We start from the raw sequence: 22,543 nt of genomic DNA, 5'->3' as shown, positions 1-22,543 counted from the left end.
TTAACCTCTATCGATTCAACAACTAAAGTCGGTCGGAAGAACAAAATCGCTAACGCGACTTAAATCACGTCCCAAGTGGGGTAGCGTCAGGAAAGTGCGGATTTACAACGTTAAGGAAATCAAAATATAAAAAGTCTAATTTCTCGGTGTTATAAGTGGAAAATTAGGCTTTAGTTACTTCATTAAAGCGCCTGATTGATGAAGACTAAAGTTTATATTCACCAAGAAAATTGATGTGCTCTTATCCTAACAAATTGTAAAAAAGAGACATGAATGTTGCTTTTTTTCATACTGTATTTTGGAGGTGGAAAAATGGCAAGAGTCGCTTACCGAGATGCAGACGTTGATTTAATGGCAAGGATGATGAGAGCAGAGGCTGAAGGTGAAGGAGTACAGGGGATGCTATATGTTGGAAACGTGATTGTAAACCGTGCTGTAGCTGATTGTGCGGATTTCATGGATGTAAGGACCATTGAAGATGTTATTTTTCAAGTACAAGGGGGAAATTACTCCTTTGAAGCTGTGCAAAAAGGCAATATATTTTATCAACGAGCAAGAGAATCTGAAAGAAGATTAGCAAGAAAGAATTTGGAATATTGGAGAGATTACCCAGCGAAATATGCTCTTTGGTACTTTAATCCATATGGTCCGTGTCCTCCAACATGGTATGGCCAACCTTTTAGTGGTCAATTTAAACAACATTGTTTTTATGAACCAGCGCCTGGAACATGTGAAAGCGTTTATAGTCGTTGAGGAAAAGATTCGAATATTTTTAAAAACTAAAACTTTTAGCAGCAAAAAAAAGGATTTTCTTACTGGAAGATCCTTTTTTCAGTGTCTATAAACATGATTATGTTAATTATAATCCCCTATAAACATGGTTTTGGTTCCCTTGATGGCTAATGGTTTTATTCATTTCTTACATATTCAATTTCAAAGGAGGATTTCCAATAAAATCACTTTTTCTTTTTTCGGTCCGAATTTTTGCGATTAGCTCATTCTATAGGGGGTAGCGTCAGGAAAATGCGGATTTACAACGTTAAGGAAATCAAAATATCTAATTTCTCGGTGTTATAAGTGAAAAATTAGGCTTTAGTTACTTCATTAAAGCGCCTGATTGTTGAAGACTAAAGTTTTTATTCACCAAGAAAATTGATGTGCTCTTATCCTAACAAATTTTATTTAGGACTTACATGTATGCCTTCACTCTCTCGCCAATCTGCGTAAAGTATACGCTTTACATTATCAAATCCATTGGTAGTTAATTGGTTATCTAACCACTGTTGATCAAATCCGAGTTCATGTAAATTATCCCATATAATTTCCCCATCTATAATTAACGACGTTGGGAGGTCTACTGGACTTTCTGGAAGATTGAGATCTTGCTTGTCTGGTTTTTGATACTTGGATTTTAATAATAAACTTATTTGCCCATTAGCTTCCAATATACCGTATTTGACTTCGCGAACTGAAAAGACATTATTTTGACGGAGTATACTCAATACTTGATTTACATCCAATTTGTTCTTTGTAAGTAACTTTCTGTCCATAACACCATCTCGAATGATGATGTTAGGATTGCCTAATAAGAGAGAACGTGTCGATTTATTTTTTAGAGTCATAAACTCTATTCCCAACATAAGAAACGTCCACAATCCGATGGCATATAAAAAATGAAAAATCCCTATCTTATCTTGATAAATGGTATTTCCTAATAAATCTCCAAGTACTAACACAAAAACTAAGTGAAACGGGGTTAACTGATAGATGGACGTTCTGCCTGTTATGATAATAATAAAAAATAAAGTAGCAAAACCAACGATGACTTTAATCGTCAGTAAACCAATAGTAACTTCTTCCAAAGTCTTTTCCTCCAATTTAAATTTTACTTAGTTGTAAGATCTTGAGGTTTAGATAAAGAGGCAAGTTTTAGAATTAAAGCTCGAGTTACAATTCCAACAATGAAGTAATATATGAATGAATATCTGTATCTCCACTCTATATAATTAACAAATTTGACCCACTCGCAAAAGGGTTCACCTATAAATGCATATGTTAGTGCCATAATGATCTGGGCTAAAATAAAAGATTTCCATGTTCTAAAATATTGATATAACAACATGTAAGCTACAGGTATCATTGAAAAATCAAAGGGAAAGGCCCTAGGAATAATAGGTAGAATGCAATTGGATAATCCCAAAACCTATATTGTAAGCCAACTACATCTAATAAGGTTGTTGTTATGATAATTATGGTACCAAATAACAAAATTTCTAAAATAATGTCTCGTTTAACAAGTTTAGCCCATATAACCCAAGGCACAACTAAAAAAACGACTAGTATCCACCATTCCCAAGTTAAAAACTCATTTTTAGCCAACCATTTAATTCTAAATGATAGAGCTTATCTTCTAATAAACGTATTTCCTTAAGATGTTCAAATATATTATCTATTGATATCACCCCTATATTTAAATGAAAAGGTAACAGATATTTTTGAATTCAAACTCTTTGAGCTGCCTTTTTAGTATTACCGTTTTTTAGTAATGTAATCATTCCATATTATGGTACTGTTCTTGCTAAAGTTACTCGCAGCGATATTTATCAACTTTTTTCGGAATGTTTATATAGTGAAACAGAATTACATGGGAAAGCGTTAAATCTTATGAGTTTAAAAAGTTTAAATGATAGACCACCAAATATGGAATACCCAAAAAGTGTAGAATTTATACAACACAACATCGTTAATAAATACATGGTTTGGTGAGAAAAGACCTTTAAATACTTTAGAAATAGGAGAACTTTTTGCAGCAGTTGAAAGAAATACAATTGGTCTAGTTCTTTTAATGGGATTAATACAGGTAATGAAAGACAAAGAAATAAAAGATTACTTATTAAAAGGAAAAAAACTTACTGAAAGACAAATAGAAGCATTTTCAAAATTTTTGAAGGGAAATTGTAATTTCATGGGTACCCCCCTGACTATGGAGGCGTATTGTCAAAACTTTTATAGTAAATAGGTTATTAAATCCTATCTGAGAGGGCTTTATAAGCAAAAAAATTGCCACCCCCTGAATTCTAAGGATAATTGAGGTTACGACACTCTCAACAACCTAGAAAAGGAAGTGACAATTTGTACCCTCAAATTATAACCTATTTATTAACTTTTATAAACTATCAAGAACAACTAATTCGAACATTGCTTACTTTATTGATTGGTAAGAGTATGTTTGATAAGCCTACTGAACAGCCAGTAAATAAACCATATCGAAAACTTCAAGTGGACGACCTTCCGGTCATTGAAGTTCTGGAACAGCTTGATTATCGAGTTCTTCTTAGTGAATATCTAGAGAAGAACGGGAAACCACTTAAACCTGTTCAAAGGCGTAAGAATGCAAAAGTTTCCGTACCTAAATCCATGAACTGCCCAAAGTGTGGTGCTCCATCAGATTATCTTTATGCCAACAATGGAGATAAAGGCCAGTATCAATGCAAGGTGTGTACAGAGCTCTTCAGTGAAAAGAACCGTTATTCTAAGGAAGCCATCCTGAAGTGTCCTCATTGTTCCAAAACTCTCGAGAAAATAAAAGAAAGAAAAGATTTTCACGTGTTTAAGTGCAAGAACAATGACTGTTCTTATTATCAAAAGAAGCTCAATGGGATGACTTCAAAAGAAAAGAAAAGGTTCAAAAAGGACCCTCAAGCATTTAAATTAAGATACATTTTCCGTCAGTTTCATATCGATTTCCAGCCGTTATCCAAGGAATCACCAGAACTGCCGGCCGTTGACTTATCAAAGATTTATGCATCACCACATACATTAGGATTAATCCTAACCTATCATGTAAACTATGGCCTTTCGGCCCGTAAAACAGCTGCGATTATGCAGGACGTACACGGAGTGATGATTTCACATCAGACTGTATTGAACTACGAAAATAGCGTAGCTTTATTACTTAAACCTTATGTGGATCACTATCCCTATGAACTTTCAGACCAATTCTGCGGTGATGAAACGTATATCAGAGTAAACGGTCGATGGCATTATTTATTTTTCTTTTTTGACGCCGTGAAAAAGATTATTCTTTCGTATCCGGTGTCGCCTAATCGAGACACAGCAACAGCCATTCGAGCAATTGATGAGGTCTTAATCAAGATGAAAGAGATTCCAGAAAATCTGACCTTTGTGGTAGACGGGAATCCAATCTATCTTTTAGCCCAACATTTCTTCGCTCAACATGGGATTTCATTCGATGTGAAGCAGGTCATTGGATTAACCAATGAGGACCCTGTTTCGACCGAATATAGACCACTGAAACAAATAATTGAGAGACTTAACCGCACCTTTAAGGGCAATTATCGCTCCACTCATGGATTCGGCTCTGAACATGGTTCCATTTCATACGTCACCTTATTTACGGCCTACTTTAACTTTTTGCGTCCGCATGCCGCCTTAGAAGGAAAAGTGCCCGTAGTGAATCCAGAACTCAAGGGGCTTCCAACAATGCCAGCACGTTGGACAAAGCTCATTGGATTAGCACAACAATGGATAGTAGAACAAAGACAAGCCTAACTTTTTGTTTAGCTGAGCCCTTAAGCTAATTCAGCAATCGGCGGAGCGAACTCTTGACAAACCGAACTTGCCAATGGTTTAAAATGGAAACAACCAAGGGCTTATTTGGTATGCCTTCTTTTGTTCCCTTCGCCCTTGTTAAACAATCCTCAAACCATTGGCGTGTTTGTCAAGAGCGATTGCGGCGCATCTCCATCCAGTAAATAGGAGAGAAACTAACCCTTTAGGTAGTTTTCATAAATCTTTTGACACTACCTATGGAGGTAACCGATTCAACAACATTACCATTTTCCGAAAGGTTAATTATGTTTTTCATTGGTTCTTCAAATCAAGTTGGTGTTTCTGCTCTCGGATACGCTCTATCTATTACAATGAGAAAGGATTTAGCAGCTGTGTGGTCCCTATTCTTTGTGGATGTAATGAAGTACGGTGGGGAAGGATTTAACATTTTAGTTGAACGCGGATGGATGGAGAAACCCCCTCAACCGATTGATAGGAATGAATTTTACAAATCCTAAGTACTTGAATTTGGAGCAAACTAAATGGCGAATGAAAAACAAACTTTATTATGTAATTTTACGTATAGTATATTCCAGTTCGATGGCTGCTGATTTAAGACGTAAATATATGATTTGTCTGTTTAACCCTCCTCCTAATACTCCGGATGTGCTGCATTAGGCATTTGAACTGGTAAATTACCCTTTTAATGGCAAATTTATTATCTTAAATCCAGGCCCCCCTTTTTGAAGCTTTCAAAGCTTATAGTACGATTCAGTTTCTAATTTCATTTTATTAACGATATGCCTTATCATCATATCCTTTTTTATTTATTCCAACGTTCCCAACTAGTAACAGTAACATCTCCTTATCACCTTCAGCTCTTAATAATCTTCCTAAAAAGAGGCAATATCTGATTCCCTAGCATTAATTACTCCCAAAACTTCACCTCATTGTATTGTCCAACTTAATGGAGGCTTAGCTTGGGTAATGCTTATAACCTGTAGAATAAAAATTAGAATAAAAAAATAATAAACGGAGAAAATAATTTAGGAATATAAATGACGATAGAAAGGGCGGTAAAAAATGAATCTAAAGTGGTTAAGACTATTAACAGCAGTTTTTCTATCTGCCATCATGTTAATGGGGTGTAATAATGTAGAAGAGGATAATGATCCACCACCACCTGATATAGAAGAGCCAATTGAAGATCCTAAAGATGCAAATGACCTAGATAATGTAGATGAAAATAAAGATGATGAAGCTGATTTAGTGCCTGATACAGAAGAACCAATTGAAGATCCTAAAGATGCAAATGACCTAGATAATGTAGATGAAAATAAAGATGATGAAGCTGATTTAGTGCCTGATACAGAAGAACCAATTGAAGATCCTGAAGATGTAAATGACCCGGATAATATAGATGAATAATGATTTAAAAAGGTATAGATTAATAAGTTTCAACACCGTTTGTTTAGAACTGCTTCTTGTAAGAGAAGATGACAAAAGTGGGAAATAGAGTAATGGACAGCTTTAAAGCTGCCCATTACTCTATTTATTATGTAATTCTCCTTAGGTCCAGATAAAAAAATGTCCTCCTAATAAACATCAAGTCCACTGTTTTCGAGCTGACAGTTTAAAAATACTTTTAAACATTTTAAATCATTTCTACTAGTTTTTCCTCTATAGCATGGATCATATCAACTAGTCATTTTTTAAACATTTCATTAATTTCCCAAGATTCGATTCGTTATATAAGTGGTCTGTGGGTCCATACCTTTACCAATTAAATAGGTCATTGCAGCAACTTCCTCCAATGCATGGACATATACGTATCTTTTGCTTTTTCTAATTCATATTTTACAAAAGGGGCAATAATATTTAACACTTGTGATTTCAAATGGTTGTTTGATTTGTTGCTCTATATTGAGGGTGATAATTAGATATGTGATTATGATATTGAAAGCTTCTTCGATAACATTAATCATCACAAGTTGGTAGATATTCTGAAAAGAAGAATCCAAGATGAAAAATTCATCCACCTTATCTGGAAATTCTTACGTGCCGGTTATAGGAGAAATGGATATATCACAACACACATTCAGCGGGACTCCGCAGGGTGGAATCATCAGTTCGATTTTAGCAAACATCTATCTAAATGAACTAGATCAGTTCATAAGGGAATTAACCCGGTCTTTTACAAAAGGGGAAAGAAGAAATCGAAACCCTGAATATAGGAGACTTAGTGACACTAACTTCTTAACTATGATGGACAATATTATGGTATATAAGGGAGGATGAGGAAGTGAGGGGGATACTATGAGTGATAAAAAAAGAGAATCTTGATTTTTCGTTCAAGCATATTGGGCAGCGAATGGCTTATGTATGATTTAAGTTTTACCAGCGTGACCTATATAGTGCTTTTGTAAGGAGGCTTCTTTCTTGAGGAAATTTATTTTTAAAAGATTATTTCTTTTAGGAAGAGCGTTACTATCTATTTTAGGAATGAAGTAGCCAGAAGGAGATAAAAATTGAAGTTGGAACTTTTGTTATTCCAAAAATATGTCCTACTTACATTTTTGGAAGACGGGATGATTATATGATTATGATAGCCAATAGAAAAAATGCGTTTCTTATTGATTCTGAGACCCTTTATTTAAATTGATGTAAATGTCCTTGAGTGTATGTGGGTGGGACATAGGGGCATTGTCCCTATTGGCTACTCTAACACTTAGGATAATTCTATTACCCTAAAACGAAAGTGTCCTTTCACCTTGTCCCTCAATTACCCTAGAAGTTGCTATACACAAATGAATATGCTTATTTTAATGTATCCTGTCCCAAATCCTACTTAGATCTAAGGGAACATACACTTTATCGCCATGAATTTCCTTATGTATAATCGGTGTTTGTCAAGATAGTTGTCGCATTTAACTTGTTTACTAGTGTAAGAACGTAAGGGTAACTACCGCGCTTTGCTTGGTGGCCTTCTCATCAAAGAACAGAATTCATTCTGTTCTTTGATGAGAAGGGAATGGGTAGTTCAAGCTCAGTCGCAGTGGGGCTATTTTGTTCCATCCTTTTCTATCTTGTCCTTTATTGGGTTTAAAGCCACTGAATCATGTGCACTCCAGTCTCTAGTTGAGCGCGTCCAACGTTCTGGATGCTTTTGTTTCGCTAGTTCATAAACTTCTTTGCGCTTTTTCAGTATCCCAATATGCGCACCTGTGTGGCATTGTTCTGGCGTCACAAAATTTATACCACTGTGTAAATGTATACAGTTATACCAATTCACAAATCTTAATGCCCATTCACGTGCAGCCTCAAGTGTTTCAAAGCCTCTGTACGGGAATTCAGGTCGATATTTCAGAGTCCGAAACATTGCTTCAGAATAGGGATTGTCATTACTTACTCTTGGTCTTGAATAAGAGCTTTGGATCCCTAATTTTTCAAGTAATACCTGAAATGTTGCGGCTTTCATGGGACTGCCATTATCGGAATGTAAAACGAGTGGTTTACCTTGGATTTTTTCACTAATAATCGTCTTCTTCATTAAATCTTCAGCGTGTTTTGCCTCCTCTGACTCCCAAATCTCCCAACCTACGATTTTTCTACTAAAAATATCGATAATTAAGTAGAGTCGATAAAACAAGCAGTCAAGTCCATAAGATTGTGTAAATTCATCCTTCGGCATACGATGTTCATCAGTTCTTTTGTTTTTGGTATCAAGAAGGGGTACCCCTTCTTGATACCAAAAATTCGCGCGCTTCGCTCCTATTTATTGCTCACAGGTAATTTTCTTTTGCTTAGTATTTCTTCATAGTCCATTAACACAGCTCCGATTAATCGAAATGCTGATTGGGTGTTAGGAAATATTCTTATTACTTTTTCTCGTCTTCTCACTTCTTCGTTTATTCTTTCTAGTGAGTTTGTACTGCGAATGTGCTTGTGGTAATGGGTTTCCTCATTTAAATATTGTATGGCATCCTCAAATCCTTCATCGAGAATCCCTATTACTTTTTCTAGCTTTCCATTTCCTCCATACTGCTCTATAAATATTTGTTTATATTTTCTAGCTTCATGCACACTAGCTACTTCAAATATTCTCTTTATAGATAACTTTACTTCTTCCATATTCTTTTTAGGTAGCTGATCAAAGAGGTTTCTTTTAAAATGTACTGTGCAGCGTTGCCAGGTAGTTCCTAAAAACTCTTCCGCTATTACCTTTTTAAGCCCTTTGTGGGCATCCGATATAATCATTTTTGGTGATTGCAGTCCACGAGATAGTAAATACTGAAAGAACCTTCCCCAAGCTTCATAACTTTCTGTATGATCCACTTTTAAGCCGAGTATTTCTCTTTGATTGTCACTATTTATCGCCGTTGCGATATAGACAGCCTTTGATACAACCCGTTGATTTTCCCTCACCTTGATGTACATGGCATCTACAAATATATAAGGATAATACATGGTGTTAAGCGGCCTATTCGCCCACTGATTGACGATTGGATCAAGCTTCTCCGTTAAACTAGATACGAATGATTTGGAGACCGTTTCTCCACACAGTTGTTCCACAATATTTTTAACTTTTCTTGTAGAAACACCATTCACTACCATTTCAAGCATAGCCAATACAAAAGCTTGGTCACATCTAGCATAGCGTTCAAAAATACTGGTTGAAAAATCACCATTCCGTGTTCGTGGAACTCGTAGAGTAATCTTTCCGATGCTTAGTAATAAATCTCGTTCATAATAACCGTTACGGTAGTCTTTTCGATTTATGGTACGTTCGTATGGATCAGCTTGTAGATGATCATCCCGTTCTTGTTCCATGAATTCATTTAACACCAACACAATGGACGCTTTTATTACTGCATCAATATCAGAATTCATAACGGATTCTTTTAAATCGTTAATATTTAGGTTAAACTGTAAATGAGTCATAATTAATTCCTCCACACTGTTTTAGTCGCTGATAACATTGTTGCCAAAAGGAATTAATTTGACTCTTTTCTTTTTACACAATTATACGGACTTAATCAAACAAGCCTTTCACCGGCCCTTTTAACCACGTTATATCCCATGTCCATACCTGGTTTGGGGCTACTGCTAAATGACTTTCTGGTAATCTACCCTCGGGCTTTTTGCTTCTTCCCCGATGATTTTGCATTTTATGCTCACGAAGAACTCTATAAAAGCTAGATTCGGAGGCGATATAAATGCATTGATCTGCTAATTTTGGCACGATTTGAGTAGGCGGTAGGTCTACAAATTCCTCTTTTTTAACAACCTCCAGTATCTCTTGTTTTTCCTCTATCGTTAATTTATTTTTTGGCTCTGGACGTAACGCAATAGGGCGTTGATCCTCCTTGATTCCACCTTCTGAAATCCAGCGTTCATAGGTGCGAACGCTAATGTTCAATTCTTTACACGCCGGGGCTAATCGCGCACCATTTTGGTTTGCTTCTTGGATGAGTTCTACTGCTAGTGCGCGATCTGACGGGCTGATCATTCGTCCTCTTGGTCCCCCCAGATCGCTTGGGCCTTTTTTCTTAATAGTAATAAGGCTGCAGCTTCTGCCAATGCTTTTTCTTTTTTACGCAAATCTTTCTCTAATGCCTTTCCTCGCTTTTTCTCCTCTTTTAATTCTTGATTTAACTGCTTTGTTTGACTAGATTCTCGCCCATTTGCATTAAGGCATGAATCTCGCCATGCGTCAATCTGTTCTTTATAAAGTCCCTTTTTTCGACAATACTCCGCTAGCTCCGCACCATTCATTGAGTATGTTTCCATAACTATGAGAAACTTATCTTCACTGCTCCAGTGTTCAGAACTTTGTCCATCTCCGGGTGTGGGGTTTCCAGATGATCTAGCCTCTTTTCTCCACTTGTAAAGCGTGGGTTCAGTAATGCCCAACTCTTCACTTAATTGGCCAACCGATTCATTAGTGGGGGGCATCATTCTCTTAATAATTGATGCTTTCTCTTCCTTTGTATAACGTTTACCATTATTACTTTTCATGTCGATCAACCTCCGTGTATGATTTAAACTATACACTAAAGTTCCCTACGACATCTATCCTAACAGAGGGGGTAATAGGATTTTTAAAACTCTCCTCTAAACTTACAAAAAAATTCTTTTGTCTAGCCCGTGGTTTTGGTCCTAAAACCATTTCACTATAATCTTTATGCATATTTCCTATTCTCCTTTGATAATTTTCCACTTTCGTATGTTAAATAATTTATAACACAAACCTGCAACTATTACTCCATTTCTAAAACAAAAAGCAAATATGTCTATGTTTGGACTAAAACTCACAGTAACCATGAATAAATCAACTGAATTTTAATCACTTTTGTAAAAAAGCGTGATTTTCAATTTTCACTACCCTTCCTCTCGCAGAGTTTTACTTACAAAATGTATTTTTACCAAAAACATTAAAATATTTCATATTTGAATTTTTTAATATTGATATATATTTAAAACTAAATGAATAAATATATATTTTATTTAGCACCATATTAATGTCAACCATAGGAGGTGTTATTCATGACAGTCATCAATGACGTTAAAACAGCTTTAGCAGGATTAAAAAGCGCTCAAGCTAGCTTTGAAACATTTGCTCTCAGTACGGATAATCAACAAGCTAAGCAACTTTATCAAGATGCTGCTACACAAACCCAATCTGTTATTGATAATGTTGAACCACGTGTTCAACAAATCGAACAAGAAGAACCTCAATACAAACAACAATAATGAGTATGGCGAAAAGGTTGGTTGAGAGGCCAACCTTTTTTAGCATCCCAATACTGGTAAAACATGGAGGTGATTTCATGAAAGTGAAAATATTATTTTTCATTTTAATCCTTATCGGAATGGGTTCAGGGTGTAACGGAAACCAAAATCAGTTAGATAATTATAATGATTTGAGTATTTCACAAGTACATACAAGTAAACCAATTGATCAATCTGTTGCCAATCATGCTAAAGAAAAGATTATCACTAAGGAAGAAATTTCGGATGTAAAGGCTGTGAATACAAATAATGAGCTTTTAGTAGCGATAAAAGTCAGAAATTTCAACCGTTTCCGATTAAAAAATATCGAGAAGTCAGTTAAATCTGACTTAAAAAAAATGTATCCAGATCACAATGTATTTGTTTCGAGTGATAAAAAAATGTTCTGGGAACTTGAAAACATAGAACAGAGACTGAAAAAAAACGATACGAATGAGAAAAACTTAAAAAAGGATTTAAATAAACTGAAAAGTCTAATGAAGGAACAAACATAAAGAGAAAGGATCGAGTTATGTCTAATAATCAAAAGAAACAACTTACTCCTGTGCAACAGGAATACCAAAAATTGCAAAAACAACGAGAGATTAAAAGACCGGTTGTTAAAAATTGTATAAAGGCCTTTATAACTGGTGGTCCTATCTGTCTGATCGGTCAGTGTATTTCTGACTTCTACATTTATTTTTTTGATTTTACTGAGCAAACGGCCGGAAATCCGACAGTGGGTACGTTAATTTTTATTACGATGCTTCTTACTGGTTTTGGTGTATATGATCGAATGGCCCAATTTGGAGGGGCTGGAACAGCTGTACCCGTAACTGGTTTTGGCAATGCGGTCATATCACCTGCCATTGAGCATCGTTCCGAAGGATTTGTACTGGGCGTAGGCGGCAACATGTTTAAATTAGCAGGGGCGGTTATTTTATTTGGTGTTTTTTCTGCTTTTGTCATTGCCCTCATCAAAACCATTTTAATCCAGTGGGGTGGTTTATAATGCTTGCAGGTCATCGTACATGGATTTTTGAACAAAAACCAGTGATACTTTCAACTGGAACAGTTGGAGGACCATTTGAAGCAAACGGAGCGATCGCAGAAGATTTCGATCTCCTTCATGCTGATTTATGGCTTGGACAGGATTCCTATGAAAAGGCACATAAAGTCCTTTTTGAAGAAGCCTGTCAAAAAGCCATGGAAAAAGGGGGCATCCAAAAAGATCAAGTTCAATTTATCCTAGCTGGGGATCTGATCAACCAGATAACTCCGACAAGTTTTGCTAGTCGAACAATTGGAGCTCCGTATTTTGGTTTATTCGGTGCCTGCTCTACGTGGGGTACCGCCAGCATTTCGGAAAAAAACCACGCTAAGAGAACTTATTTGAAAAAAGAGCCAAAATTTACCCCGTTAAGAGTAAATCGGCTCTTTCATATTTAAAGGGCGTAAGGATTGTAAACTTGTTGAATGTAATCCCTCAAACTTATATTCTCCTAAGAAATTGATGTGTTCCCAACCTAAAGGCCATATATACGGCATTAAATCTTCTCGAAATTCGCCTGTATGTTTTAATTCTTCTACTGCTTTTTCCATATAAACCGTATTCCATACACTTATCGAATTAATAATAATATTAAGTGCACTGGCCCGTTGTAATTGATCTTGAAGAGCTCGCTCTCTAAACTCTCCGCTCTTTCCAAAAAATATGGCTCTAGCTAAGGCATTTGTAGACTCACCCTTGTTTAAACCTTTTTGTATTTTCCTTCTCACTGATTTACTTGAGATATAGTCTAAGGTGAAGATAGTTTTTTCTATTCGTCCCATTTCACCAAGAGCGGTTGCCAATTTATTTTGTCTTGCATAAGATCCAAGTTTCCCCATTATAAGTGAGCTAGATACTTTACCTGTTCTTACTGAGTATGCTAACCGTAAAACATCATTGTAATTTTCTTGAATGACCTTTAAATTAATTTTACCTTTTAATAGTGCCTGAACATTTGGATATTCTTGCACACCGTTAATAGTAAAAAGTTTCGTATCCATTAAGTCACGAATACGTGGTGCAAAGCGGAAGCCTAGAAGATGTGTTAATCCGAAAACTTGATCTGTATATCCAGCGGTATCTGTATAATGTTCTTCAATCATGAGGTCTGTTTCATGATGAAGTAAACCGTCAAGGACGTATAGTGCATCTCGGGCATTTGTATTAATTACTTTTAAATAGAAGGAAGCAAATTGATCACTTATAAACCTATAGATAGTTGCTCCTCTTCCTGTTCCATAATGCGGGTTTGAATCAGCATGTAAAGAGCGAACGCCAATAGGTACCCGCATTCCATCTGAGGACGATGTATTACCGTCTCCCCAATATGTTGCTAATTGTCGCCGATGTTGAAAATTAACCAGAACAGACTGAGCTCGAACCATAGCATCATCATACATTCTCCATTGTGCAGTGTTTGCCATTTGTCTATAAGAGATTCCAGGAGTAGCCTCTGCCATTTTTGTAAGACCAATATTTGTTCCCATTGCCATCAGAGTTGCTAATACTATATTCTTCTCTTCTTGATCAGGAGATTTGTTCGTTGAAGCATGAATAAATTGCTCATGAAATCCAGTCCAGCTGGCTACTTCTAATAGTAAATCTGTGAGCTTTATTCTTGGCAACATATTATGTAGACGGATACTAAATGCTTTTGCTTCTTCTGGAGTCCCTTTATCTAACCTTTCCACATATAGCTTTCCTTGGCTGATATCAACACCTTCTAATTTTTCACTGTTTTTTGATAACCAGTCCAAACGTTGGTTTAGCGAAGTAATCCTTTCTGTTAAGTACTCCTCGACCGTTAAAGGAACTGCCAAGTAATTTTCCACATTTATTATGTTTCTCCAATCCTCTTCAGATATTAAGTAATCATCAAATGCCTTATGCTGTCTACTTCCTGAAACAAATATATCTCCTGATCTTATGTAATTTCGCAACTCTGTTAATGCTGCCAGTTCGTAATAATGTCGGTTAACATTACCTTCGTCGTCATACACATGTTTTTGCCAACGATTTGATACAAAATTCAAAGGTGCACTCATCGGTACTTTTCGCTTTCCGTTTATGTTTAAATCATGTATAGTATGAAGCGCTTGAAGTACTGGCTCTGCCGATTTAGTTGATCCAAACTGGAAGACCCTTAATAGGGCAGGCGCATACCGCCTGATATAGGAATATCTAGTCTCCAACAAATCTAAATAATCATAGCTTATAGGTCTTGATAACTGTTTGGCTTCCTCAACCGATTCCACCATTTTATCCCACGGCATAACATCATCTAGAGCTGTAAAAGCATCTTTCCCTACTTCTTTCGCTTCAATAAGTGCTCCACATATCTTGATAAATTGTACAAGTTTTTCATTCAGTTTTTTACCATTTACTTTTTGCATCTCATCTTGTGCTTTTTTTCCTTTTAATTGAAGATTCATCATGATACGGTCGTGTATTTCAATTGCATAATCGATTAAATCTTGTGTAATTTCTAGCATAAAAGCAACTAAAATACTGTATCTTCTTACTTCATCAAATCTTCTAAAGGCATACGGTTCATATTTTGATCCTAATCTTGCAAGCTGCCGAAGGCGGTTGGAATTAATCTTGCTCGTATCAACTACAAGCCCTATATCTTTTACATATTCAAACCGCTCCACAACCTTGAGAAAAGACTCTGGTGATGGTTGAGAAGGAAGCAGTTTTAACCAAGCTAATGGCGAAATTCCATTGTTTGTGGGTAGAAGTAAAGCATCTATTCTTTTCTTTTGTTCAGATGTTAAGTCATCATACAAAATACTGTATACCTATTGATCTGCTTGCTGTTTGGCTTCCCAAACTATATTTTCAATTACATACATGGCAGGAAGAATAACTTTTGATTTCCGTAACATGGACAGTGCTATTTCAATTAAATGAAGTGAGTTGCTGTTTTCCATAGCTTGTTGTGTAAGATGTTTCAACAGATTTTCTTCATGTTTAGAAGAAAAATTACTGTACTCATACTCTTCACGAATTTCACTAAGATGCTCCCATAATGTGTTATTACGATTAGCATATTTAGAAAATTCTTCTGCAGGAATCTGTAGCTGTCTTGCGATATGGTTAATTACTGACATAGGAATATCTATATACTCGGTTAAAGACCAGCCAGGATAACGAATTAATGCAAGCTGAAGAGCAAATCCTAAACGATTGTATCCTCTACGGTGCTTGAATATTAAATGTAAGTCATGTTTAGAAAAGGTATGAAATGTTACCAAATCCCATTCTGTTAAACGTGATAAATCCATTAACTCATTTCGTTGTGCCTCTGACAGTAATTGTTTAACTCCCATTGTTTCCCCATTGCTCCTTTATAAGAGTTCCATTTTATTTTTTAACTGCAGTTGATTTGGATTTGTGTAAAGTAATGTTGTATGGATATTAGAATGCCCAGCTTGATTTGCAACTTCATGAATACTAAATCCTTTTTCAATTGCATTGGTACAGAAGAAGTGTCGTAACTGGTGTGGAGTAATAACCTTGCTATATGATTTGAAGATACGATTGACGACCGTACGGTCGAGCTTTTCCCGCTTTTTACTAATAAAAAGATAAGCAGATTCATGTGCTGTACTGTATGTTTTTCGTTCGATAAGATAATCTTTGATAGCATGAGTTACCTTACTATTTAGCAATACAATTCGTTGTTTATTTCCTTTTCCACTTCGAATTATACATTCCCCAGTCTGTAAATTGAAATCGCTAAATTTGATAGATAATGCCTCTGAAATACGCACTCCCGTGTATGCCAGGAGAGTGACAATTGCATAATTGCGTTTGTTCTTATCCTCTAACACACTTTGCAAAAACTTCTTTACATCTAATTCAACAATTTGGGTTGGAGAAGCATACGCAGTTTGAACCTTTATCATATCTGTTTTTAAAATCACCTGGTCTTGTTGAACGCTTTTCTTTATTAGAAATTCATTAAATTTAGCAAGACTACTAATCTTGTGGTTGATAGTTTTGGCATTTAACATTTTGACATTCTTTAAATAGCTAATGTAATCTAAGATATTTTGTCGGTACAAATTTGTTAATTTTCTGTCATATGAACCTTCAAACCATTTTATGTACTGTCTAATACCTAATGTGTATCCCTGAATAGTGTTCTCAGTTTTCTTCTCCTGTTTAAGATAAGAAGAAAACTGTTTTGCAACATTCATGTATTTTTCTCCTCTTCTGTAAGTTGTGTTGCATCCATAAATGTTCACTTCTTAATAAATTGTGTTGCGTTAAACCTATAGATTCATAGTTATTATAGCACCTAATACAACACAATTAATATTGTGTTGTATTAGGTGCTATAAGGAAATCGAAATACCACTTCTTAGCAAAAGAGAAAATAATAAAGAAGCCTAATTCCTTAACATGTGAAATTAGGTTTCTTACTACAATATTTAACTTCAATTAGGAAAGGATTGTCCACTTTAAAAAATAATATATTTATATTTCAGATCGAAAAGTTTTACCTAACTGGTTACCAAGACCAAAATAATGACGAAAATTATATATAAGTGGGCTCCATTTATTTGGGTCAATATGATTTTCTTCAATAATGATTTCCTTATGAGCATGTACATGTATAGCTTGTGTCTCAACAATTGCAAAATCAGGAGAGTAATCAGGAATTCGAATGTGTTTCACCCTTGCCTCAATTTGAATTGGACATTCCATAATTCGAGTAGGTTTGACCGATTTAGACTCAGTAGGTGTTAATCTACTAATATCATATTTTTCTTTTTCATATGTAAATCCATTCTTTTTCTTATAATCTGGAACGGGATTTTTCCCTGTATAGGGGGCTAATTGTTCAACATTCTCCCATAATGAAGGACTCGGAACATTGATTACACATTCAGGATGTCGTTCTAAATTTTCAATAGCTTTCCCTCCAAGTCCAATTCCTAATATAATACAATCTCCTAATGCCCATGATGATGACATAGGGCTGATGTTTACTGTTCCATCTTCATTTAGCGAATTTAGTAAAATCACAGGAGTTCCGTAGTATAGAATTTTAGGTTTAATAATATCTGTGTTTGGAACCTGAGCCATTTTTTTCATCTTTATTTCTCCTCCTATTCATATGTTCTTCCTTATTTATTGTAGAATATAAACATTTCGATTATCATCGAAATATGGATTACATTAAGGGGGGAATTAAAATGAATGCAAATCCAAATGTAGCAATGATTGCTACTCTTGTAAGTGAAGCTTCTCGTGCAGCAATATTAACAGTCTTATTAGATGGTAGATTCCATCCTGCAAGCGAATTAGCATATATGGCAGGAATCAAACCACAGACGGCTAGTTTTCATTTGACAAAAATGGTCGATGCGAATGTAGTTACAGTTGAAAAACAAGGGAGACATCGATATTATGGAATTCGAAATCAGGAAGTTGCTCAAGTTATGGAGTCATTTTTATCAATAGCTCCACCAATTGAAATTAAATCATTAAAACAGGCTTCGGAAGATAAAGCGATGCGTTTTGCAAGAACATGTTATGATCACCTTGCAGGGAGTTTAGGAGTACAATTAACAGATTCTTTAATTAAAAAAGGTGTTATTTATGAAGAAAAAGACGGGTTTACTGTTACTGAAAAAGGAGAAATATTTTTCTTAACTTTTCAAATTGACCTTGAAAAAGTTAAGAAGAAACGTCGTTCTTTTACTCACAAATGTTTAGATTGGAGCGAAAGACGTCACCATCTTGCGGGAGCATTAGGAAATGCCGTCTTAGAGAGATTATTAGAGTTAAATTGGATTCAACGTCTACCGAAAACACGAGCAATAAAAATCACTTCTGAAGGAAAAAAGGGACTAAAAGAAACATTTTCTTTTGATATTACAAACAACTAAGTTTTGAATATAAAACAGCCGATTTATCCTTAAAGAAGTTAAAATCGGCTGTTTTTTTGTCGAAATTTTCTTAGCGTGGTTTTTTTCCGAAATGCTGGCGGTACCCCTTATTGACATGATGGTATTAGTTTTATTCTCCAATACCAACCCTCTTAATTAAATAAGAAAATTTTTTGATTGGAGAAAGAATTATTTTATGAGTGGAATAGGAATACAGGAGTGTGGGGAAATATTGAAAAGAAAAAGACTGAACTCTTACTGGACAATGATTACAGACGTACAGAATAGAAGGAAGCAAAGGGATTAAAATTGGTTACTGATTGGAATGGGGATTGGACTAAGATTGATTTGCGATGGGATTTTTTATGATTTTGGAAATAAAAAACGAAGGTCTGCCGGGAAAAGTACCGGAAAACCTTCGGAATTGGAATGTAATTTTTACTTAAGAACCCTTAATTTTATTTATGGAAACATTGAAACTTCCTAATTAGTTATTTTTATCCCGATTAGTCGTTTTGTATTTTTCACCTTTGCTGTCATAAGTGATCCATTCTCCAATAGGTTCTCCATTTTCAAAGTATCCTGAACGTTTTATGGTTCCATCAGCACGATACCATTCCCAATAACCTACTGGTAAATCCCCAATCATTTTCCCCTTCGACCATATCGTTTTCCCGTTTGCATGGTACTTTATCGTGTATCCATCAATCACATCTAGTTTCTTTTCTTTAACGCCATTTGGCTGTATTATGTCACACTGTTCTTTCTCCATAACAGACCTCCGTTAAATTTTTTAAATGATAAATGAGGAAAAATTAGATATTTCTATTTTGGTTCGAAAATATTTATTTTGGGGTTACAATACTGTTCAGTAATAATAATGTCTTGCTTCCCTCATTTTCTCAAACCCTTGTTATTCCTACATTTTTATTTCTGAATTTTCACCCAGTTAAAATAGAGTTCTGCACAACTCACCCATTTTCCCGATTTTCTTCTCACTTTTTTCTGCCACAACTTTATTTTTAATTAAAATAATGTCGTGGGATTTCTTGCTTTTCTTCCTGCCTTTTTCTCCTGCTTTTTCTCACTCTTTTCGGGATTATGGGGTTCTTACGAACCCCTTACACTTTTTATCCAAACGTTGATAGAACAGGGCTTATCAGGCTTTTTCTTCTATTTTTTAGTCAGGCAAAAAAGGATGGGATTCCTGTTCCCACCCTTCTTATCTTTTCATTTCTTCCTGCCTTTATCCACACGTTTTCCACAGGCATATCAGAACTTTGTTTTGATTATGACAGGGGTTTATTATGTGGCACAGGAGTTTATTATGGGGTTACATAGTTACTGCAGGGAATAGGATTAAAGGGATTAGGGAGTATAAAGCATTTTAATCCCACAACTCATTTCATATATGTAGATAAATATTGCAACAGCAATTTTCTTGCCTTTTCAAAATCCATATATTCTTGGTAAAATCCATCATATTGAGTTATGTTATCTTCAAAAAATCTATATTGTTTAAAGAACTCAAAGAATGAAAACCTCAACATTTCTATTTGACCTTTTGGAATTTTATTTGATTTCCCTATTAAAACATAACTTAAAGACCCAGCGATGTTCATGCAATAAGTATTAAAATCCGCTGTCAACCAGTTATCATCATCAGATAACTTGGAAAAAGCATTACTGTAATCTTCTTGGATTTTATCTGTATCTCTATAGGGGAACGGTTTCTGCAATTTCTCATTTATCAGTACCAGTTGTCTTTCAATATCATTCAAATCCATTTCCTTTTCTCCGCATCTTCCACATTATTTCCTGTTACGTTAATCATTTCGATAGTATCAACCTTCTTAACTCCTTTGTCATTTGTGGGGATGTAAGATAAATAGAATCATCGGTAATATACATAAACGTACTCTTCTCATTTTCCTTTCCTAACCATAAATGAATTCCATGTGTAGGCAGTCCCCCTTCTTCCGCCTCGTATTCCACCATTACATCGTAATCAGGTTCAGATATCTTAACCTCCCCTGGTTGTTTGACAGCAGTCGTAATCGCCTTTTCAAAAACATCTAATGATTCATCATCTTTAATTGATAGAATAATCTCCTCATTCATTTCTCCTGTTCCATTCGACTCTGAAATTTTAATTTCTGATATTTTTCCATCTAAAAGAACCATTGTTTCTTCTTGTTGTAATTGGCAACCTATTAAAGCGATTGCAACACATAAAATTGTTAATATCGAAAATATAACTTTCAAGCTATTTTCTCTCCTCTATCATCAAAATGATGACCTTTACAAAGTGAGCAGAGTTGCCCACTTAATAAGATGGTTTATATATTCTATCGGTGTCGGTATCAATCACAAAATCAACCTCTGTATCTTCGTTATAGGCAAGTTGGTCAAAACAGTTAATTCGGCAAAATATAGCTGGAAGGTCTAAAATATCTGAAGTAAGAGTTTTGGAATTTATGTACCTTTTCATAAGTTCCTGTTTTGAACACCTATTCCCTTTAATTAGAACTTGGTGATAATATCCGTCAATTTTAACTATCAATGTCATCACGATTGACTGCTAATCAATCCATAAAGCTTAGTTTGTTTTGTCTTTTTGACTGAAATATGGACCACACCAACCTGTTTCATGAGTTTTTACATAAGTCCAATTAAACTCTTTATCTACTACGTAAACATCTTCTTCATTTATAAAGTCCTCGGCTGTTAAAGGTGACGCATTTTCAAGTATAAAAGCATCATCCGTATGCTGATAAAAAACATAGCAAGATTGTTTTGATTGTTTGTTAAATGTTATATCAGCTTGTTCTTCTTTTAAGCATTTCCTTCTTTCATAACTAAATACATGCCATAGGTAGCCACAGCAACCATCTTCATCATAAAGATAAATAGATTTCTTTTCTTTATCGCTAAGATGATTGACAAAGTTATCTTCCCATTGCTTTCGCAGATATGTCCCCCACTTAGGTATTTCTATCACTCTTACTTTTTTCATTCTTAGTAAAGATACTAAATCCATCATATTTTCCAACATGACACCCACTTTTTATATAATCAAATTGCTAACCGTATGTTTCATAAGAAATCTCCATTAAAATTTTTTCGTATGACTTTATCTTCCTCCAAAGTGCCTCATATTCCAACGAATCAGGTTTGCACTTGTCTAATTCAACAAACATACTTATTAAAGATTTTTTTAATTCAACTTCTTTATCGGTTTGTTTTTCTATATTTCTCCTATCTCGATACATAATGAGGTGTTCTTTAAAATTCTTTCTCGCTTCTGTAAGGGAATAATCACCATTTGGTCCTCCCCACACTTCATCCGCATTTGGGTCGTCTTGTCCATCGTCTTCCCAATGACAAAGTTCACATATATCAAATATTCCCCGTTCTTCAATTGTTGGTAAACCACAACAAGGACACTTTTCCCGTTTCAATCTAATCTCTCCCTTTAGTCAGATAAAGTTTTTACCGCAAATGACGTTTATACTGCTTAAATACCTTGTGTGGTGGAATCCCTACCGTTTCATCAGGTACATAACAATCTCTATCGTGATATGGCATTTCTAACTCTTCCCATTCAAAATCATCCTCAACACATTTAATAAATAAATCGTAACCCTCACCATCTGAAGGGGATAACCCTAACCTTATTTCTTTATGCTTTAATGCAACATCAATCGCTTCTTTAAGTTCGATTAAAGCTGTTCGATTGGCAATAAGATAGGCATTACTATGCCACATCTGTTGTCCAAATATATGGCACAAAGGGGTCGGTTCATCCTCTTCATAAAAATGATTCTTATATGCTTGATTTAGCTGTTCAAGTACGGTTTCGGGGCTATAAATATCTAAATAGGTATCCATACCACTTTCCCAATACCTTTGTCCACCACCCCAAAACTGTGAAACAAAGTCATCATATAAATCATTGTTCTCCACAAATAAATATCTTTCCAAGGCATCTTCTAAATCCCCAATATAATAATAGCTGTGTATTTGTATTTCATCCTTTTTATAATAAAATGATAAAGAGTATCCGCTATTTTTTCGCTTTCCAGCAAATCAAAATTATTTTTCTTTGTACTCTTAGGCTTTAATCCCCCATTTACAAATGGTGTTTCTGGAATATAAATAGCTGTGAACAATTTTACATCTGACATTTATAGACACCTCCTAAACCAATATTACCTCAAATCCTATTTTTATAAAGTACGCAATT

Annotated in this window: 25 protein-coding genes and 3 pseudogenes; 12 read left to right on the top strand and 16 right to left on the bottom strand. The window is 35.2% G+C overall.

Annotated elements, in window-relative coordinates:
• Positions 1 to 312 precede the first annotated feature (312 nt).
• Entirely contained in the window at positions 313 to 753 is a 441-nt protein-coding gene (locus HHU08_RS03485) for a cell wall hydrolase (protein WP_169187803.1), read from the top strand.
• Between the two features lie 425 nt (positions 754 to 1,178).
• Here the strand turns inward: HHU08_RS03485 and HHU08_RS03480 are convergent, their stop codons facing one another.
• Positions 1,179 to 1,862 (bottom strand): DUF421 domain-containing protein, encoded by a 684-nt coding sequence (locus HHU08_RS03480; RefSeq protein ID WP_169187802.1) that lies wholly within the window; start codon positions 1,860 to 1,862, stop codon positions 1,179 to 1,181.
• Positions 1,863 to 1,885: 23 nt separating this feature from the next.
• A complete protein-coding gene (locus HHU08_RS25650) occupies positions 1,886 to 2,122 on the bottom strand; it encodes a hypothetical protein (protein WP_318010523.1) in 237 nt (78 codons plus the stop codon).
• Between the two features lie 428 nt (positions 2,123 to 2,550).
• Between HHU08_RS25650 and HHU08_RS25870 the strand changes: the two genes are divergently transcribed.
• From HHU08_RS25870 to HHU08_RS03445, 6 genes and pseudogenes are all read left to right on the top strand, one after another.
• Entirely contained in the window at positions 2,551 to 2,766 is a 216-nt protein-coding gene (locus tag HHU08_RS25870) for a DUF3231 family protein (RefSeq protein ID WP_169189600.1), read from the top strand.
• On the top strand, positions 2,747 to 3,019 hold the full coding sequence (locus HHU08_RS25865) for a DUF3231 family protein (RefSeq protein ID WP_169189599.1): 273 nt from the start codon (positions 2,747 to 2,749) through the stop codon (positions 3,017 to 3,019). Before HHU08_RS25870 ends, HHU08_RS25865 begins: the two co-directional genes overlap by 20 nt.
• A gap of 113 nt (positions 3,020 to 3,132) precedes the next feature.
• On the top strand, positions 3,133 to 4,572 hold the full coding sequence (locus HHU08_RS03460) for a DDE-type integrase/transposase/recombinase (RefSeq protein WP_169187685.1): 1,440 nt from the start codon (positions 3,133 to 3,135) through the stop codon (positions 4,570 to 4,572).
• 245 nt (positions 4,573 to 4,817) lie between these two features.
• Positions 4,818 to 5,090: a DUF3231 family protein gene (locus tag HHU08_RS03455; protein WP_235678795.1), complete on the top strand. Its 273-nt coding sequence runs from the start codon at positions 4,818 to 4,820 to the stop codon at positions 5,088 to 5,090.
• Between the two features lie 565 nt (positions 5,091 to 5,655).
• Complete coding sequence (locus tag HHU08_RS03450; RefSeq protein ID WP_017697713.1) at positions 5,656 to 6,000, top strand: hypothetical protein; 345 nt, start codon at positions 5,656 to 5,658, stop codon at positions 5,998 to 6,000.
• Positions 6,001 to 6,524: 524 nt separating this feature from the next.
• Positions 6,525 to 6,813: pseudogene (locus HHU08_RS03445) on the top strand (reverse transcriptase/maturase family protein); the annotation flags it as partial.
• 820 nt (positions 6,814 to 7,633) lie between these two features.
• Here HHU08_RS03445 and HHU08_RS03440 read toward each other — a convergent pair.
• The 4 genes from HHU08_RS03440 to HHU08_RS03425 form a co-directional block, all read right to left on the bottom strand.
• Entirely contained in the window at positions 7,634 to 8,263 is a 630-nt protein-coding gene (locus HHU08_RS03440; protein ID WP_169187801.1) for a DDE-type integrase/transposase/recombinase, read from the bottom strand.
• An 80-nt stretch (positions 8,264 to 8,343) separates the two neighbouring features.
• A complete protein-coding gene (locus HHU08_RS03435; protein ID WP_169187800.1) occupies positions 8,344 to 9,513 on the bottom strand; it encodes an IS256 family transposase in 1,170 nt (389 codons plus the stop codon).
• A gap of 91 nt (positions 9,514 to 9,604) precedes the next feature.
• Positions 9,605 to 10,081 (bottom strand): helix-turn-helix domain-containing protein, encoded by a 477-nt coding sequence (locus HHU08_RS03430; RefSeq protein WP_169187799.1) that lies wholly within the window; start codon positions 10,079 to 10,081, stop codon positions 9,605 to 9,607.
• On the bottom strand, positions 10,078 to 10,590 hold the full coding sequence (locus tag HHU08_RS03425; RefSeq protein ID WP_169187797.1) for a transposase: 513 nt from the start codon (positions 10,588 to 10,590) through the stop codon (positions 10,078 to 10,080). The genes HHU08_RS03430 and HHU08_RS03425 overlap by 4 nt, the downstream gene beginning before the upstream one ends.
• A gap of 528 nt (positions 10,591 to 11,118) precedes the next feature.
• Between HHU08_RS03425 and HHU08_RS03420 the strand changes: the two genes are divergently transcribed.
• From HHU08_RS03420 to HHU08_RS03405, 4 genes and pseudogenes are all read left to right on the top strand, one after another.
• Complete coding sequence (locus tag HHU08_RS03420; RefSeq protein ID WP_160549936.1) at positions 11,119 to 11,325, top strand: DUF1657 domain-containing protein; 207 nt, start codon at positions 11,119 to 11,121, stop codon at positions 11,323 to 11,325.
• Between the two features lie 77 nt (positions 11,326 to 11,402).
• Positions 11,403 to 11,858: a YhcN/YlaJ family sporulation lipoprotein gene (locus tag HHU08_RS03415; protein WP_160549937.1), complete on the top strand. Its 456-nt coding sequence runs from the start codon at positions 11,403 to 11,405 to the stop codon at positions 11,856 to 11,858.
• 17 nt (positions 11,859 to 11,875) lie between these two features.
• Entirely contained in the window at positions 11,876 to 12,355 is a 480-nt protein-coding gene (gene spoVAC, locus HHU08_RS03410) for a stage V sporulation protein AC (RefSeq protein ID WP_169187796.1), read from the top strand.
• Positions 12,355 to 12,687, top strand: a pseudogene (locus tag HHU08_RS03405) (stage V sporulation protein AD); the annotation flags it as partial. The gene spoVAC and the pseudogene HHU08_RS03405, both read left to right, overlap by 1 nt.
• 75 nt (positions 12,688 to 12,762) lie before the next feature.
• Here the strand turns inward: HHU08_RS03405 and HHU08_RS03400 are convergent.
• The 3 genes and pseudogenes from HHU08_RS03400 to HHU08_RS03390 form a co-directional block, all read right to left on the bottom strand.
• A pseudogene (locus HHU08_RS03400) lies at positions 12,763 to 15,726 on the bottom strand (Tn3 family transposase).
• Positions 15,727 to 15,744: 18 nt separating this feature from the next.
• A complete protein-coding gene (locus HHU08_RS03395) occupies positions 15,745 to 16,599 on the bottom strand; it encodes a tyrosine-type recombinase/integrase (RefSeq protein WP_169187795.1) in 855 nt (284 codons plus the stop codon).
• Positions 16,600 to 16,879: 280 nt separating this feature from the next.
• Positions 16,880 to 17,500, bottom strand: a complete 621-nt coding sequence (locus tag HHU08_RS03390) for a flavin reductase family protein (protein WP_169187794.1) — start codon at positions 17,498 to 17,500, stop codon at positions 16,880 to 16,882.
• Positions 17,501 to 17,601: 101 nt separating this feature from the next.
• Here HHU08_RS03390 and HHU08_RS03385 point away from each other — a divergent pair, with 101 nt between their 5' ends.
• Positions 17,602 to 18,297 carry an ArsR/SmtB family transcription factor gene (locus HHU08_RS03385; RefSeq protein WP_169187793.1) on the top strand — a complete coding sequence of 232 codons (696 nt, stop codon included), beginning with the start codon at positions 17,602 to 17,604 and terminating at the stop codon, positions 18,295 to 18,297.
• Between the two features lie 487 nt (positions 18,298 to 18,784).
• Here the strand turns inward: HHU08_RS03385 and HHU08_RS03380 are convergent, their stop codons facing one another.
• The 7 genes from HHU08_RS03380 to HHU08_RS03350 form a co-directional block, all read right to left on the bottom strand.
• A complete protein-coding gene (locus HHU08_RS03380; RefSeq protein ID WP_101729727.1) occupies positions 18,785 to 19,069 on the bottom strand; it encodes a toxin-antitoxin system YwqK family antitoxin in 285 nt (94 codons plus the stop codon).
• Positions 19,070 to 19,697: 628 nt separating this feature from the next.
• Positions 19,698 to 20,084, bottom strand: coding sequence for a YxiJ family protein (locus HHU08_RS03375; protein WP_016202198.1), 387 nt, complete (start codon positions 20,082 to 20,084; stop codon positions 19,698 to 19,700).
• A 43-nt stretch (positions 20,085 to 20,127) separates the two neighbouring features.
• Positions 20,128 to 20,562, bottom strand: a complete 435-nt coding sequence (locus HHU08_RS03370; protein ID WP_016202197.1) for a hypothetical protein — start codon at positions 20,560 to 20,562, stop codon at positions 20,128 to 20,130.
• Between the two features lie 334 nt (positions 20,563 to 20,896).
• Positions 20,897 to 21,337, bottom strand: coding sequence for a DUF4275 family protein (locus HHU08_RS03365; RefSeq protein WP_040342972.1), 441 nt, complete (start codon positions 21,335 to 21,337; stop codon positions 20,897 to 20,899).
• A 43-nt stretch (positions 21,338 to 21,380) separates the two neighbouring features.
• Positions 21,381 to 21,758 (bottom strand): CPCC family cysteine-rich protein, encoded by a 378-nt coding sequence (locus HHU08_RS03360; RefSeq protein WP_016202194.1) that lies wholly within the window; start codon positions 21,756 to 21,758, stop codon positions 21,381 to 21,383.
• Positions 21,759 to 21,789: 31 nt separating this feature from the next.
• Positions 21,790 to 22,281 carry a hypothetical protein gene (locus HHU08_RS03355; protein ID WP_016202193.1) on the bottom strand — a complete coding sequence of 164 codons (492 nt, stop codon included), beginning with the start codon at positions 22,279 to 22,281 and terminating at the stop codon, positions 21,790 to 21,792.
• 8 nt (positions 22,282 to 22,289) lie between these two features.
• On the bottom strand, positions 22,290 to 22,484 hold the full coding sequence (locus HHU08_RS03350) for a hypothetical protein (RefSeq protein WP_016202192.1): 195 nt from the start codon (positions 22,482 to 22,484) through the stop codon (positions 22,290 to 22,292).
• Positions 22,485 to 22,543: the final 59 nt, after the last annotated feature.

It is taken from the genome of Niallia alba (assembly GCF_012933555.1).
GTDB classification, from domain to species: Bacteria; Bacillota; Bacilli; order Bacillales; family Cytobacillaceae; genus Niallia; species Niallia alba.
The sequence above is the reverse complement of the archived record's forward strand: the minus strand, read 5'-3'. Positions and strand labels throughout refer to the sequence as shown.